14 protein-coding genes and 1 other annotated feature (1 of these 15 running past the window's edge) are annotated in these 14,345 nt (G+C 43.6%); of the genes, 9 read left to right on the top strand and 5 right to left on the bottom strand.

From position 1 onward, the window contains the following. Positions 1-20 precede the first annotated feature (20 nt). Genes IGI38_RS20435 through IGI38_RS20425 form a run of 3 tightly spaced genes read right to left on the bottom strand, consistent with a single transcriptional unit; the run spans position 21 to position 1,865 of the window. Positions 21-665, bottom strand: coding sequence for an ABC-2 transporter permease (locus IGI38_RS20435; protein WP_438733739.1), 645 nt, complete (start codon positions 663-665; stop codon positions 21-23). Beyond that, positions 655-1,401, bottom strand: a complete 747-nt coding sequence (locus IGI38_RS20430) for an ABC transporter ATP-binding protein (protein WP_438733738.1) — start codon at positions 1,399-1,401, stop codon at positions 655-657. Before IGI38_RS20430 ends, IGI38_RS20435 begins: the two co-directional genes overlap by 11 nt. Then, a complete protein-coding gene (locus tag IGI38_RS20425) occupies positions 1,398-1,865 on the bottom strand; it encodes a helix-turn-helix domain-containing protein (RefSeq protein WP_438733737.1) in 468 nt (155 codons plus the stop codon). The genes IGI38_RS20430 and IGI38_RS20425 overlap by 4 nt, the downstream gene beginning before the upstream one ends. A 310-nt stretch (positions 1,866-2,175) precedes the next feature. On the opposite strand from IGI38_RS20425, the gene IGI38_RS20420 reads away from it, so the two are divergent. Then, positions 2,176-3,483 carry a C39 family peptidase gene (locus IGI38_RS20420; RefSeq protein WP_438733736.1) on the top strand — a complete coding sequence of 436 codons (1,308 nt, stop codon included), beginning with the start codon at positions 2,176-2,178 and terminating at the stop codon, positions 3,481-3,483. A gap of 44 nt (positions 3,484-3,527) precedes the next feature. Here the strand turns inward: IGI38_RS20420 and IGI38_RS20415 are convergent, their stop codons facing one another. After that, positions 3,528-3,743, bottom strand: coding sequence for a zinc ribbon domain-containing protein (locus tag IGI38_RS20415; RefSeq protein WP_438733735.1), 216 nt, complete (start codon positions 3,741-3,743; stop codon positions 3,528-3,530). A gap of 247 nt (positions 3,744-3,990) precedes the next feature. On the opposite strand from IGI38_RS20415, the gene IGI38_RS20410 reads away from it, so the two are divergent. Next, positions 3,991-5,286, top strand: coding sequence for a putative DNA modification/repair radical SAM protein (locus IGI38_RS20410; protein WP_438733734.1), 1,296 nt, complete (start codon positions 3,991-3,993; stop codon positions 5,284-5,286). 5 nt (positions 5,287-5,291) lie between these two features. After that, complete coding sequence (locus tag IGI38_RS20405; RefSeq protein WP_438733733.1) at positions 5,292-6,038, top strand: TIGR03915 family putative DNA repair protein; 747 nt, start codon at positions 5,292-5,294, stop codon at positions 6,036-6,038. On the opposite strand, the gene IGI38_RS20400 is transcribed toward IGI38_RS20405, so the two are convergent. Then, the gene (locus IGI38_RS20400) at positions 6,028-6,399 is read right to left on the bottom strand and encodes a TIGR02328 family protein (RefSeq protein WP_438733732.1); all 372 of its coding nucleotides are present in this window, start codon (positions 6,397-6,399) and stop codon (positions 6,028-6,030) included. The genes IGI38_RS20405 and IGI38_RS20400 overlap by 11 nt on opposite strands. A gap of 138 nt (positions 6,400-6,537) precedes the next feature. Between IGI38_RS20400 and IGI38_RS20395 the strand changes: the two genes are divergently transcribed. From IGI38_RS20395 to gltX, 6 genes are all read left to right on the top strand, one after another. Continuing rightward, a complete protein-coding gene (locus tag IGI38_RS20395; RefSeq protein ID WP_438733731.1) occupies positions 6,538-7,494 on the top strand; it encodes a cation diffusion facilitator family transporter in 957 nt (318 codons plus the stop codon). A 154-nt stretch (positions 7,495-7,648) separates the two neighbouring features. After that, on the top strand, positions 7,649-9,448 hold the full coding sequence (locus IGI38_RS20390) for a glycerophosphoryl diester phosphodiesterase membrane domain-containing protein (protein ID WP_438733729.1): 1,800 nt from the start codon (positions 7,649-7,651) through the stop codon (positions 9,446-9,448). Positions 9,449-9,624: 176 nt separating this feature from the next. Further along, positions 9,625-10,131 (top strand): dUTP diphosphatase, encoded by a 507-nt coding sequence (locus IGI38_RS20385; RefSeq protein ID WP_438733727.1) that lies wholly within the window; start codon positions 9,625-9,627, stop codon positions 10,129-10,131. Positions 10,132-10,161: 30 nt separating this feature from the next. Then, positions 10,162-11,535 carry a DNA repair protein RadA gene (radA, locus tag IGI38_RS20380; protein WP_438733726.1) on the top strand — a complete coding sequence of 458 codons (1,374 nt, stop codon included), beginning with the start codon at positions 10,162-10,164 and terminating at the stop codon, positions 11,533-11,535. Between the two features lie 83 nt (positions 11,536-11,618). Beyond that, a complete protein-coding gene (locus IGI38_RS20375; RefSeq protein ID WP_438733725.1) occupies positions 11,619-12,773 on the top strand; it encodes a PIN/TRAM domain-containing protein in 1,155 nt (384 codons plus the stop codon). A 97-nt stretch (positions 12,774-12,870) separates the two neighbouring features. After that, positions 12,871-14,328 carry a glutamate--tRNA ligase gene (gltX, locus tag IGI38_RS20370; RefSeq protein ID WP_438733724.1) on the top strand — a complete coding sequence of 486 codons (1,458 nt, stop codon included), beginning with the start codon at positions 12,871-12,873 and terminating at the stop codon, positions 14,326-14,328. After that, positions 14,325-14,345: a binding site (T-box leader), on the top strand (it continues 177 nt past the right edge of the window). (Overlaps the previous gene by 4 nt.)

The following is a 14,345-nucleotide window of genomic DNA, read 5'->3' as shown; positions in this document are numbered from 1 at the left end:
TCTTTTTTTTGGAGCCATGTTTATAAATTCACTTGACTAAATCGTCGAACAGATATTTTGTAAGCACGCCACATTGCGATGCTATAGATCAAAATTCCTGCTGCTAAAATAGGCAGCTGTTTGATTTGACCGTCAAGGGTTACCGCATCCAGCCAACTCAATGTTGGAAAGTGCGTGAGAACTTCTACCACGATCGCTACGAATGTCGCTGGAATCAATCCCTTCAGGAAAGAAGTGCCGACTTTATAGACGGTTTGGAAATAACTTGTTAAAAAGATGAGATTAAAACAGGCAAAGATCATCAAGCCAAAGCCGTAAAAAGCGATATTTGCTTCGATACCAACTGGATTGGGCCGAGAGACCAGCTGCAGTCGTAAGAAAGCAAAAGGAATGGAGACCACGATCGTTAAAAGCTGAGAAACAAGCAGAACCAGCCATTTTCCTAAAACGATCTCTGATCGTTTTAACGGCAGTAAAGCAGAATAATAAATATCGTTGTTTTCCCGCGTATACATCAAATTGATGAAGTTTCCGATCAATCCAAAGATAAAGACCATTGTATAAGGGTAACCAGGAATCAAAACAAGCGGTCCCATCAAGGTGAAGATAAATAGATTTGGATGGGCAGCTAAGCGAACCTCTTTATAAAGCAAGTTAGAAATCATAATGTTTTCCCTCCATACGCACCATAATGTCTTCTAGGCTGAGCGCTTCTGTCTCATCAGGCTCTTTTAGTTTTTGAAAATGGTCGATAAATTCGCCTTTAGGTGCGGCTTTGACCAACTCCCCTTCTTTGATATACACGATCCCATCCGCGCATTTTTCCAGATCCGAAGTGATATGCGTAGAGAAAAGAATACTCTTATCGCCGTTTTTAACAATCTGCAAAAATATTTCGATCAATTCATCTCGTGAAACGGGATCGAGTCCGCTGGTGGGTTCATCGAAAATGAATAATTTGGCTTGATGAGAAAGGGCTAAGGCAATCAGGTATTTTACTTTCATCCCCGCCGAAAGTTCTTTGATTTTTTTATTCGATTCTAGGGAGAACAGCGTCAGGAATTTTTGATAGGCCGCTTCGTCCCAATCCTCATAAAAACGTTTCGTGACTTCGGTAATATCTTTGACTTTTTTCTCTTTATAAAAATCGATGCCGCCTAAGACGACACCAGTCTTTTGTTTACAGGCAAGCTCATTCTCCAAAAAGACCTGTTCAAACATTCTGACATTCCCATGATCGACGGGAATCAGGTTCAACAAAGCTTTCAAAATCGTTGTTTTCCCCGCACCATTGACCCCGATCAAACCGATAATCTGGCCATCAGGTACTTGGAAGCTGACGTTTTTCAGCTTGAATGTCGGATAATTTTTTGAGAGCTCCGTGACTTCTAGTAAATTCATTCGGAGTCCTCCTTTTGTTCAAAAATTTGATTCATCATATTTCCAGTGTTTCGCATGAAATTCTCACTATCCACTAAGGCTAGTCCTGCTGTCGCTGGATTTGTATCGCCTAAGACGACTAAGGTATCTCCAGGCTTGATATTGAGAAGGTCGCGGGCTTTTTTCGGTAAAACAATTTGCCCACGAGCGCCAACTGGAACGGCTCCAAAGATATGTTTGCCCGCCGGTCCGATGGGCAGGCCGTTTTCTTCCTGATTATGCCGGATCAAATCTGTCAACGTGACATCGTAAAGACTCGCCAAGGCATCACACTTCAAGACATCTGGTAACGAATCCCCATTCTCCCACTTAGCAACTGCTTGACGTGATACCTCCAACTTTTCTGCGACGTAATCCAAGGACCAATTATTTCTATTTCTTAATGATCGCAGGTTGTTCGCGATCGGACTGTTCTGATTATTCATACTTTTCATCCTCCTTAATTACACTTTAGCTTACTTAAATAAGAAATAGAAGCAACCAAACGTGACACTATTGGTTACGTTTGGTTGCTTGACGGGAAAACGAGTCCTTCCGTTCAATAATTCAGCGATCTTTCCTTGGCAGAATGCATCAATTTAACGAGTTTTAATGACCCGTTTATAAATAACTGAGCAAGCGAAATAGAGGACGAAATTAAATAGAATTCGTACAATAGAAAAATTGGAACTGGCATAGTGACTGCTGCTTAATTGCAGGGTTCCAGAGTATCGAAATGAGGAAAGGAATGATCAGATGAAGAAAAGTGTGTTATTCGTGTGTTCGATGACCCTTGCGGCGTTTGCTGCACCTGTGATCACCCAGGCAGAAGAGGGGACGTCAAGCAGCGCGATAATAGAGAACGGAAATTCTGAAAGCGTTCTTCCAGAGGGTTCAAGTACGATTGATAGTCAGCAAGATTCTGCTGTTCAAAATACAGAGACGTCTGCTCAAGCGCAAACGGCGGTCGTGAATGGTGACGTAGTGACGGTGGAGCCGCCCCACAAAGACGGGCAGGAGGAAGCGAATACGACTCAAGCTCCGAAAGAGGAAGTCAGCCAGAGCAACGCCCGTACCTTCAGAGCTGCCGACGCATCGATTCCAATGTATCGTTTATATAATCCAAACAGCGGGGAACATTTTTATACGAAGACCACTGGTGAACGCGATCACTTGCGTTCAGTTGGTTGGCGCTATGAAGGGATCGGCTGGCAGGCTCCAACTAACGGCAATCCCGTCTATCGGCTGTACAATCCCAATGCAGGAGATCACCACTATACGTTAAACGCGGGCGAGCGTGATCATTTGAAAAAGGCTGGTTGGCGGGATGAAGGCGTCTCTTGGTATTCACCAAATTCAGGGACGCCGTTGTTCCGACTATACAACCCCAATGCAAAAGCTGGTTCGCATCATTATACGCCGATTACTTCGGAGCGCGATCAATTGAAAAAAGCCGGCTGGCGTTACGAAGGAGTCGCATGGTATGCTGTTGGCAGCGGTGAGCAGAGCCATGAGGATTATCGTTTATTAGGTGTTAGAAACTATAATCAATATGCGCTCGGTGCGCCAAGCGGGTGTGAAGGGGCTTCGTTGCTTCAAGCGTTGCAATATAAAGGCAAGCTGACGGATTGGAGTTTACGCTCCTTTCTAAATACGATTCCGAAATCGTCAAATGGCAATCCCAATAACGGCTTTGTTGGTTCGCCCTTCGTCGAAAATGCGTATACCTATTCAGCCATTTATCCAGCGCCATTGACTAGCTGGGGGCAGCAGTATGGGGATGTTCAAAATATTTCCGGCAGTTCGATGGATACATTGATTAATGAAGTGAAAAACGGCAATCCAGTCGTTGCGTGGGTAACGATCAATTTCCAACCGCTTCGTTGGGGGAATTGGAGTTTTGGCGTCGCTGCCAATAATAATCATGCGGTTACTCTGGACGGCTTTAATAAAGCGGGCAACCAAGTTCATGTCTCTGATCCGATCAGCGGTTCCTATTGGTTGAATCGAACAACCTTTGAGACCATTTATAATGCCAGAAAATATGCGGTAGTCGTTCGCTGATAGATAGAAGGCAAAATAAAAAAGCGGCGAGCGCCGCTTTTTTATTATCCTCCGCCCATTAGGAAGTCGAGGATATTCCAGCCGTCAGAAGTTTCCCCGCGGTAGAGTTCTGTAAAACCGCAACGTTTACAACTGATCGTAGTAAATTTTTTGTTTTGAACATCGAAAATTTTCGCAAAGTTTCCGCCAGTCGCTTGGAACTGATCCGACGTGTAATGCTGCGACCCGCACTTATCACAAACATATTGTTTCCTTTCCATTATTCCCACTCCTTTTTCTTTTTAAAGTAAATTTGTTTCTTATTGCTTTAAATTATAGCAAATTTATCACCTTCTTCATCCGTCTTTAGGAGTATCTATCAAATTAATTTTGACAACCTCTTCTTTTTTTGTTTAAATAAGAACATACGTTCGCTTTAAGGAAGATGCGATTCAATTGAAGGAGTCTAGTTGAACCGTAGACGTCAGGAAAAATGATTCGTTAAGTACGAATAAGGAGTGATTTTCGATGGAACTGGAAAGAAAAATTGAAATTTTAGCGGAATCTGCGAAATATGATGTTTCCTGTTCCAGCAGCGGTGTCGAAAACAATACACGGCCAGGAACAGTCGGCAGTACGCAGCTTTCAGGAATCTGTCATTCTTTCACGCCAGATGGGCGCTGTGTATCGTTGTTAAAGCTGTTGTTTACCAATGCCTGTATTTTTGATTGTCATTACTGCATCAATCGAAAATCAAATGCTATTCCTCGAGCGACCTTCACGCCGCAAGAAGTGGCAGATTTAACCATGGATTTCTACATGCGTAATTACATTGAAGGCTTATTCTTGAGTTCGGCGATTATTAAAAATCCGGACTACACATGCGAACTCTTGATTAAGACATTGAAAATTTTACGCGAAGAAAAAGGTTTTCGCGGGTATATCCACATCAAAGCGATTCCCGGTGCGGATGAGAAATTGATCGAGGAGTTAGGTTTTCTGGCAGACCGTATGAGTGTCAATGTCGAACTGCCTTCCCGCGAAAGTCTGAAATTGCTGGCTCCGGACAAAGATCCGTTTGACTTATATAAACCCATGAAGCAGATTACGACGGTGAAGAAAGAACAGGAATTTTTACCGGCGGTTCGGCGCGGACCGAGCTTTGTACCTGCTGGGCAGTCAACACAGATGATTATCGGAGCCAGTCCTGAGAGTGATCGTTCGATCGTGAAGATTTCGGAGAACTTATACCAGAAATATCAGTTGAAGCGGGTGTATTATTCAGCGTACATCCCTGTCAATCAGGATAATTTATTGCCGGCAGTTACGACGGAGCCGCCGTTATTGCGGGAACATCGGTTATATCAGGCAGATTGGCTGCTTCGCTACTATAAATTTACAGCAGACGAGATTCTGTCTGAAGACAAGCCGAATTTTAACCTCTATCTTGATCCAAAGGCCAATTGGGCGGTACAAAATTATCAACGCTTCCCCGTAGATGTGCAAACCGCGACGTATGATCAGCTGCTGCGAGTCCCAGGAATTGGTCCAAAAAGTGCGCAAAATATCGTCAAAGCACGAAAGTATTATCGGCTGCATTTAACCGATTTAAAGAAATTAGGAATCGTTATCAAACGGGCACAGTATTTCATTGCCTGCAATCGTGAGACACCGGCCGGATTAATAAAGGACCCTGAGTGGATCATTACGTCGTTAATTTCCTCAAAACAATACCAGGTATTGAAGAAGCACAATACGCAATCAACGAGTGAACAGCTGACCTTATTTGATGTGGAACGGTTTGAACATGCGAAAAGTAGGTGAACAGGATGCGGGAATCCGCGGAGCATTGGGAGTATGATGGCAGTTTTTTAGGCTTTCTGACGGTGGTGGACCGCAGTTTTCGAAATAAAGCATTCCCAACGATGATCTTATCGCCGGAGACTGCCGTTGAAAGTTTATTTTTGGCGGAATGGGTCGCAACTGATCCGGTACGGGGCGAGAAAATCTATCACCGATTGCGGAAACGGCTGCGGCCAGAAAATTTCCTCTTTATTCAAAACGGTTTTTACGCCACGCTTGAAGGCAAGGAACGCTATTTACTAGACGCGATCGAGATCGCGTTGCAGACCAAGGATTTATTGGAAAACCATTTAGGCCATCCTTCGATCTTGGCATTACGCAAAAGCATTCGAACGATGTTGGGAGAGAACCATGCGCTGCAAGGTTTTGTCCGTTTTGAATATGTCGGGGATGTGCTCTTCAGCAAAATCAATCCGAAGCATTACGTGATGCCGTACCTCTGTCCGCATTTTGCGGAGCGTTATCCACAGGAAAAGATCATGATCTATGATGAGACCCATGAGCTGCTGGGGATCATCGATCACGGAGACATTCATTTAATGGCGCATACCAGCTGTCCAGAATTTGCTGAAGCGAGTAATGAACAGGACATTCGCCAGCAGTGGAAAACTTTTTTGCGGGCAGTCACAATTGATGAACGAGCGAATTATGCGGCCCAGCGCAATCATATGCCGTTGCGTTTCCGCGGGAACATGACAGAATTCAAGGCTTAGCTAGAAGTATTCCTTTTTGAGCGAGATTAATGAGGCATTCCTCTAAATATGCGTCGTCGTGTTCAGGATAAAGCGGATGAGTGACCGGCTGCTGCTCAATCGTTTTTAATGGAGGCAGGTTTTTCCCGCGATATAACGGGTCATACCACAAGCGATCAGGAGTGTAGCCGCGCCGCTCCATTTCAGCCAAGACTAAAAGATGGAATTGAAACAATTTATAGTAAGGGTGAGTGAAGACATAATCCACCGTGGCGTGCTTCTTGCCCCAGCCTTTGCCGCGCAGTGCTGCTGCCTCCCGATGCTGCCCTAATAGTTGTTGGCGCGGGAGCAAGGGAATCAACGTTTCATGCCAAAGCCGCATATTTTTTTCCTCCAATCGTATATGTACCGATTTTTTCATAAATCAACGATGTTGACGAATGATTTGCTTGAAGCCTTTGCTTTTATGATTTTTCTGTTCTGCTTTATAATAGGAATCATTAGGAAGCGAGTGAATCACATGGAAGAGAAAAAAACGAAAGGTTCGATGGCGGTAATGGCGGCGCTGCTGGCTAATATGTTGGTAGCAGTCAGCAAGTTTATCGGATACATGCTCAGCGGCAGTGCCGCGATGATGAATGAAAGTATCCACAGCGTTGTGGATTGCAGTAATCAAATCTTGCTATTATTTGGTGATCGCCGCGCCGCTCGCGGACAAAGCGAACTGCACCAATTCGGTGAAGGACGTGCAAAGTATTTCTTTAGTACGATCGTAGCCACGATGCTGTTTTTTGGCGGAGGCGCGTTAGGTATTTGGGAGGCAGTGGAAAAACTATTCCATCCCAGCCATGAGGTCGCCAATCCTTTGATCGTATTAGCGATCCTAGTTTTCGGGATTCTGATCGAAGGGAGTTCTTTGCGGGTGGCGATCAAAGAGATTCATTCATTGAACACTGAGAAATTGCCCTTATTTAAGTTTTTACATGAGAGCCGTCATAGCGAGATTCTGATTATTTTCACGGAAGATTTTTGTGCAGTGATCGGTCTAGTATTGGCGATTGTTGGTACGCTACTGACAATGGTGACTGGTAATCCGATGTTTGATGCGTTGAGCGGACTGCTGATCGGGATGATGCTGCTTTTTGCTTCGATCTTTTTAGCACGAGAATTTTACAGTCTGATCATTGGGGAAAGTGTCTCGAAAAATGACTTAGAAAAAATTCGAAATGCCTTTAAACGTGAGGAAGTTAAAAAAGTGATCGACATCAAAACGGTTCATTTGGGCCCTACGGAAGTGATGATCGCAGCCAAGATCGATATCGCCGATTCCTATGAGGGGGTAAGCTACGATGTAGTAAATCAAATCGAGCGGGCGATTCGGCGGGCTTTACCAGACAAAAAGGCCTATATTTATATCGAGACCGATGAGTTTGATCCAGACTATGATCGGAAACGCCTAAATCAATCGGACACATAACCCCTGTGCCCGATTTTGTCAGTTCTACTTCCTGCTTTAGCAGGTTAGTAGAATGATATGCGCAGTGAAAAACGAGCTCATTTTTCAGGTTTTTAGAAAAATGGACACCACACTAGGAGTTAATCAATAGTATTAGAAAAGGGGAGGGTAACAAATGTCTTCATTAAAATTCTTTTTCACCTATTCACGAGAATTTCTCCGTCATTGGGGCAGCTATATTTTGATGATTGTCGGAACAAATATAGTCTTAGAAATGCTGGTGATTCCTTGCGTTCAATTTTTAGTCGCGTTCATTTTAAAGCGTGGGAATATTCCGTATGTTTCTAACACGAATATTTTGACGATCTTAACGAAGCATCCTGCTGTGTTGGGAGCTTTATTGCTGTTGCTGGCATTGGTATTGACTTTGGTTTTCCTACAATTTACTTTCCAGTTATTCAGCATCAAGAGTATTCAAACGAAAGAGGATCGTTCGTTGTGGGAGCTTTTCAAGCAGTCTCTTTACCAGATGCGGCATTTGCGTCCGGCGACGTTCTTTTTCTTTCTATTTTATTTTGTATTGATTTTACCCTTTGCCAATGCCATTTTTCGGACACCGCTATTGAGCAAAGTTACGATCCCTGTTTTCATTTTGGAGTATCTAAGCGAAAATGTGCTGTTTCTTCTATTATTGACGATTGCTTCATTAGTGGTCTCGTATATCGGGATTCGGTTATTGTTCGTGTTGCCGCTGATGATTTTCTCTGACGAGTCGCCCAAACAGGCCGTATCAAAAAGTTTAGAGCTGACCCATCGCCGCTTTTGGCATTATGCTTGGCGTATTTTTATTTTGACGGTGTTCTTAACGATCGTTTCCTATGTAGGGTATGGCTTGAGTTATGGTTTGCAGGTTCTTTTGGATCTATTACCAAAACCATTTCCTGCAATTGGCGCGATGATCACGCTGACGAGTATCCAGCTGTTCAGTCAATTGATGCTGGCATGGGCGACGGTTTTATATTTCAGTGTTTTAGTCCAAAAGTTTTACCCGTTAGTAATCAGCGGCGAACGTCCATTGCGCTTAATTCGCCCTAGTTTATGGACGCGAATCGCGGCGGTAGTACTATTTGTCTTTTTAGGCGGAACGACCTTGCTTAGTAATGTGTTTTACTTAATGGGGCTGGAGGATTCGATCCCGCTAACCATCTCTCATCGCGGGGTAGATAATGGCAATGGTGTACAAAATACGATTCCGGCAATGGCTGCCACCATTAAAGAAAAACCAGATTATATTGAAATGGACGTTCAAGAAACCAAAGACCATCAATTCGTTGTCTTCCACGATAAAAATTTCAGAAAATTAACAGGACGAGATGCAACGACCCATGAAATGACGTTGGGTGAGGCGCAAGACCTGCAAGCGGTGGAAAACGGACATGTCGCTCCGATCGCCAGTTTTGATGATTATTTGGCCTTTGCCAATGAACACAAACAAAAACTATTGATTGAAATCAAAACGAATTCATCGGATTCTAAAGAGATGGTCGAGCATTTTATCGAAAAATATCAACAAAATATTCTAACCAATCATCATCGAATCCACTCTCTAGATTATGATGTGGTCGCTGAATTGAAGGAAAAGGCGCCGAAATTGTATGTCAGCTACATCTTGCCTTATAATTTTGTCTTTCCGCAAACTCCAGCAAATGCGTATACAATGGAAGAAACAACTTTAACGAGTGATTTTGTCCGACGAGCCCACCTGGAGAAAAAGGATGTCTACGCCTGGACAGTCAATGACGCTGATTCAATGGATCGGATGGTTTCTTTAAACGTCAATGGGATTATCACGGATGATCTCAAGACATTACAGGAGCAAATCAAACTATACGAGAAAAACCCTTCCTATGCGAAACGAATTGAGATGTATATCAACCGTCTGCCGGCATTGGACGAACGAATCAGTGAGAAATAAAGTAGAGCGCAAAAAATTCATTAAATTTCCATAGAGTTTTCGTAAAAGATTTTCGAACAGATGCCCGCTCTATGGTAGAATAGCAATATATTTCACAAAGGATGCCAGTTCCTATCTTCGCCATTTTTTACATGGGAAAAGAAACTGTGCAATCAGGCGGAAAAAAGGAGTTTACAATGAAAAAACGTGGTTTTGAAGTAACGACAGCTTATCAAGATAAAAGGATCAATTTGCCGAAACGGGCAACTAAAAATGCGGCAGGGTATGATTTTGAAGCAGCGGAAGATATCGTGATCCCTGCGGTTTGGAAACAAATCATCCAGCATTTTACTAAAGGATCTGAAGTATCTGAAAAAATCGTTAAGCCTGTTTTGGTTCCTACGGGGATCAAAGCGTATATGGGACAAGACGAATATTTGCAATTAGCGAATCGTTCTAGCAACCCGCTGAAGCGTTTCTTAACATTAAGCAATGGCGTGGGTGTGATCGATAGCGATTATTATAATAACCCAGACAATGAAGGGCATATTATGTTTCAATTTTCAAATTTTGGTTTGACGGATGTTCAAATCAAAAAAGGGGAACGGATCGGCCAAGGCATTTTCTTGCCGTTTCTAAAGGCCGACAACGATGAAGCTGCTGCTGAACGAACAGGCGGTTTTGGTTCATCAGGTAAAAAATAAGCAAGTAATCAAACGAGTGAGGCGAACGTTTTGGCAAAAAAGACGAAGACACAATTTATCTGCCAAGAATGCGGTTATGTTTCGCCTAAGTATTTAGGGCGGTGTCCTAACTGCGGCAGCTGGAACACGATGGTAGAAGAGATCGAGCAAAATCATCCTGAAGATCGTCGGAACCGTGTCAGTCTAACTGGTGAGCGCGCGACGCCCACCAAGTTAAAAGATGTTGTCTTTAAAAAGGAAACTCGGATTCAGACCCAATTAGCAGAATTGAATCGGGTTTTAGGCGGTGGTGTCGTTCCAGGATCATTGGTATTGATCGGCGGAGACCCCGGTATCGGGAAATCGACCTTACTATTGCAAGTGTCGCATCAACTGGCGGCGACTGGCGGTAATGTGCTCTATGTTTCCGGCGAAGAAAGCGCCCAGCAGATTAAGTTGCGGGCGGAACGCTTGGGTTCAAGTGATACGGATTTCTACCTGTACGCGGAAACAGACATGGGAGAGATCAGCCGAACGATTGAAAATCTGAAACCAGATTATGTGATCATCGACTCGATCCAAACTATGACGCAGCCGGATATTACCAGTGTGGCAGGTTCAGTCAGTCAGGTCCGTGAAACGACAGCAGAATTATTGAAGCTGGCCAAAACCAACGGGATCGCGATCTTCATTGTCGGTCATGTGACCAAAGAAGGAAATATCGCGGGTCCGCGAATGCTGGAGCACATGGTGGATACTGTTTTGTACTTTGAAGGCGAGAAGCACCATAGTTTTCGAATCCTGCGGGCGGTAAAAAACCGCTTTGGTTCCACTAATGAAATCGGGATCTTTGAAATGCGGGAAAGCGGGCTAGTCGAGGTTGCCAATCCTTCTCAGGTATTTTTGGAGGAGCGTTTGGAAGGCGCCACCGGTTCTGCGATCGTTGTAGCGATGGAGGGCAGTCGGCCGATTTTGGTCGAGGTGCAGGCCTTAGTAACACCGACCGTTTTTGGGAATGCGAAGCGAACAACGACGGGATTAGATTTCAACCGCGTATCTTTGATCATGGCGGTCTTGGAAAAACGCGCGGGCTTATTGCTGCAGAATCAGGATGCTTATCTGAAAGCAGCTGGTGGTGTAAAATTAAATGAACCCGCCATTGATTTGGCTGTAGCTGTGGCGATTGCTTCCAGTTATAAAGAAAATGGTACGGAAGCGACCGAATGTTTTATCGGTGAAATCGGTTTGACTGGGGAAATACGCCGAGTCAGCAGTATTGAACAGCGAGTCAAAGAAGCCGGCAAGTTAGGCTTCAAAAAAATCTATCTGCCTAAAAACAACATGGGGGATTGGACCCCGCCAAAGGGAATCGAATTGATTCCGGTGGCGACTTTAGGTGAAACATTAAGAAAAGTATTTCGTTAATAAGCGGCGCTGCCAGAAAAAATGCTGGCACGCCCTTTACTCAAAGGGAAAACCTTTGATCTATTATTTTGAGGAGGGATGGCATGCAGAAACGTGTGTTGACAGTAATTGTTCTTATTGTTGGGATTAGTTTAGGAGTCACTTTATTACCAGCAGCATGGACAGCAATTGGTTATGCAGACAACATGTGGTTGAATAATTCACTTACGAATGGCCTTATCGGTGCAATTATTTTTTATATTATTTCTTTGGTGATCGTAGAACCAATCACAGTTGGTGTGAAAAGAATTGAGAAACAGTTAAATGAACTTAGCTTGACGTATATCTTATTTGGAGTGGTAGGTGCGATCCTAGGATTAACCTTGGGATTGATTGGGACAACGCCTTTGTATCAGATCCCGATCCCGTTTATCAATAGCGCATTGCCGATTTTGATCATGCTGCTATTAGGTTATTTAGGTTTCCGAATGGGAACGACACGGATCGATGAATTGAAAAAATTTTTCAGCGGCCGGAATAAAAAAGCAGAAAACAATGAAGGCGAAGTTTTAGAACGCAAAGCGGATGATCATTTCCATAAATACAAAATTTTGGATACCAGCGTAATCATCGATGGAAGAATCTATGATATTGCGAAGACCGGTTTTTTAGAGGGCGTCTTAATGATTCCTAACTTTGTTTTGTATGAATTGCAGTACATCGCCGATTCTGGCGACAGCTTAAAACGTGTACGGGGTCGTCGCGGATTGGACATCTTAAATGCTCTGCAAAAAGAAGAGGGCATTGCTGTTGAAATGTATGATGGAGATTTTGAAGATATCAGTGAAGTCGATAGTAAATTGATCAAATTGGCCAAGTTATTAGACGGCGTGATCGTAACTAACGATTACAACCTGAATAAAGTTTCAGAGTTTCAAAATGTCGCTGTATTGAATATCAACGCGTTAGCGAATGCTGTGAAGCCTGTCGTGATTCCTGGCGAGAACATGAATGTCCTAGTCGTGAAGGCCGGAACAGAACGCCAGCAAGGGGTTGCGTATTTGGATGACGGGACGATGGTGGTCGTTGAAGATGGACAGCACTATATGAATGAACATATCGAGGTCGTCGTGACGAGTGCCTTGCAAACGGCGGCTGGTCGGATGATTTTTGCAAAACCTGCGCATTCAAGCCGTAATATCAAGGATGACTCGCCTGATAAAAAATTGGATTATACCAACGAAAAAGCGACTAAATAACAGTGCAGCTTTACTAAACAGTGGAATGATTGTACAATTTGTGTTGAGTAGCAAATGAGGTTCATTTGTTAAATAAGCGGGAAAGAGGAACTAATATATGTCGAAAATTCGTGTGCGCTACGCACCAAGTCCAACTGGACACTTACACATCGGAAATGCCCGAACAGCGTTGTTCAATTATCTATTTGCTCGTCACAATGATGGAGAATTCATCATTCGTATCGAGGACACTGATTTAAAAAGAAACATTGAAGGCGGCGAAAAAAGCCAGTTAGAAAACTTGGCTTGGCTGGGAATGGATTGGGATGAATCCCCAGAAAATCCTGGGAAATACGGTCCTTATCGTCAATCAGAACGACGTGACACCTATCAACCTTTGATTGATCAATTGTTGATGAGCAACTTAGCGTACAAATGCTATTGTACGTCGGAAGAATTGGAAGCTGAACGTGAAGCGCAGCGTGCCCGCGGCGAGATGCCCCACTATGCTGGCAAATGTGCCAACCTGACACCAGAAGAACAGGCAGAAAAAGAAGCTCAAGGGCTTGAACCTGTTATTCGTTTCCGAGTTCCGCGCAACACAAGTTTTGCATTTGATGACATGGTTAAAGGCGAGATCAGTTTTGAATCTGATAATGTAGGCGGCGATTTTATCATCCAAAAACGTGATGGTATGCCGACATATAACTTTGCGGTGGCAGTAGATGATCATCTTATGAAGATTACGCATGTACTGCGAGGCGACGATCATATCGCAAATACACCAAAACAATTGATGATCTATGATGCTTTTGGTTGGCCGCGTCCGACATTTGGTCATATGACCCTGATTATCAATACTGAAACCGGTAAAAAACTAAGTAAACGTGATGAAAGCATTTTGCAGTTCATCGAACAATATCGTGAATTGGGCTATCTGCCAGAAGCAATGTTCAACTTTATCGCTTTGCTTGGCTGGTCGCCAGTTGGTGAAGATGAAATCTTCCCGCAAGACGAATTAATCAAGATTTTCGATACTGATCGTTTGAGTAAATCACCAGCAGCATTTGATCAGAAGAAACTAGAATGGGTTAACAACCATTACATCAAAGCGATGGATTTGGATAAATTAACCGAATTGTGCTTGCCTTATTTAATCAAGGCTGGTAAAGTCGAAGAAAATCCTACACCTGAACATAAAGACTGGGTGAAACGTGTAGTCAGCTTGTATCAACCGCAAATGAGTTATGCAGCAGAGATTACCGAAGTTTCCAGCTTGTTCTTCCAAGATCGTTTAGAGTTAGACGATGCCGCGAAAGAAGTTTTAGCGGGCGAAGGAGTCTCAACGGTTTTAGCTGCTTTTAAAGCACAACTAGAAGGTCTGGAAACAGTTGACGCAGCGAGTGTCTTGGCTTCGATCAAGGCAGTTCAAAAAGAAACAGGTATTAAAGGGAAGAATCTCTGGATGCCGATCCGTGTTGCGGTCAGCGGCATGGTTCACGGACCAGAATTACCAGAAACAGTTGAAATTTTAGGCAAAGAAAAAGCCTTAGCACATTTAGATCAAGTGATGTAAACACAAAGAAGAGAAGA

It is taken from the genome of Enterococcus sp. AZ128, from assembly GCF_051714485.1.
Classification (GTDB): Bacteria; Bacillota; Bacilli; order Lactobacillales; family Enterococcaceae; genus Enterococcus_A.
This window is presented reverse-complemented; position numbering and strand designations above follow the sequence as displayed.

Excerpts from the sequence above, each read along its gene's own strand:
- IGI38_RS20390 (WP_438733729.1), top strand. The coding sequence starts at position 7,649 with ATGTCTTCATTAAAATTCTTTTTCACCTATTCACGAGAATTTCTCCGT.
- IGI38_RS20385 (WP_438733727.1), top strand. The coding sequence starts at position 9,625 with ATGAAAAAACGTGGTTTTGAAGTAACGACAGCTTATCAAGATAAAAGG.
- IGI38_RS20415 (WP_438733735.1), bottom strand. The coding sequence starts at position 3,743 with ATGGAAAGGAAACAATATGTTTGTGATAAGTGCGGGTCGCAGCATTAC.
- IGI38_RS20405 (WP_438733733.1), top strand. The coding sequence starts at position 5,292 with ATGCGGGAATCCGCGGAGCATTGGGAGTATGATGGCAGTTTTTTAGGC.
- IGI38_RS20410 (WP_438733734.1), top strand. The coding sequence starts at position 3,991 with ATGGAACTGGAAAGAAAAATTGAAATTTTAGCGGAATCTGCGAAATAT.
- IGI38_RS20420 (WP_438733736.1), top strand. The coding sequence starts at position 2,176 with ATGAAGAAAAGTGTGTTATTCGTGTGTTCGATGACCCTTGCGGCGTTT.
- IGI38_RS20430 (WP_438733738.1), bottom strand. The coding sequence starts at position 1,401 with ATGAATTTACTAGAAGTCACGGAGCTCTCAAAAAATTATCCGACATTC.
- IGI38_RS20435 (WP_438733739.1), bottom strand. The coding sequence starts at position 665 with ATGATTTCTAACTTGCTTTATAAAGAGGTTCGCTTAGCTGCCCATCCA.
- IGI38_RS20395 (WP_438733731.1), top strand. The coding sequence starts at position 6,538 with ATGGAAGAGAAAAAAACGAAAGGTTCGATGGCGGTAATGGCGGCGCTG.
- IGI38_RS20375 (WP_438733725.1), top strand. The coding sequence starts at position 11,619 with ATGCAGAAACGTGTGTTGACAGTAATTGTTCTTATTGTTGGGATTAGT.
- gltX (WP_438733724.1), top strand. The coding sequence starts at position 12,871 with ATGTCGAAAATTCGTGTGCGCTACGCACCAAGTCCAACTGGACACTTA.
- IGI38_RS20425 (WP_438733737.1), bottom strand. The coding sequence starts at position 1,865 with ATGAATAATCAGAACAGTCCGATCGCGAACAACCTGCGATCATTAAGA.
- IGI38_RS20400 (WP_438733732.1), bottom strand. The coding sequence starts at position 6,399 with ATGCGGCTTTGGCATGAAACGTTGATTCCCTTGCTCCCGCGCCAACAA.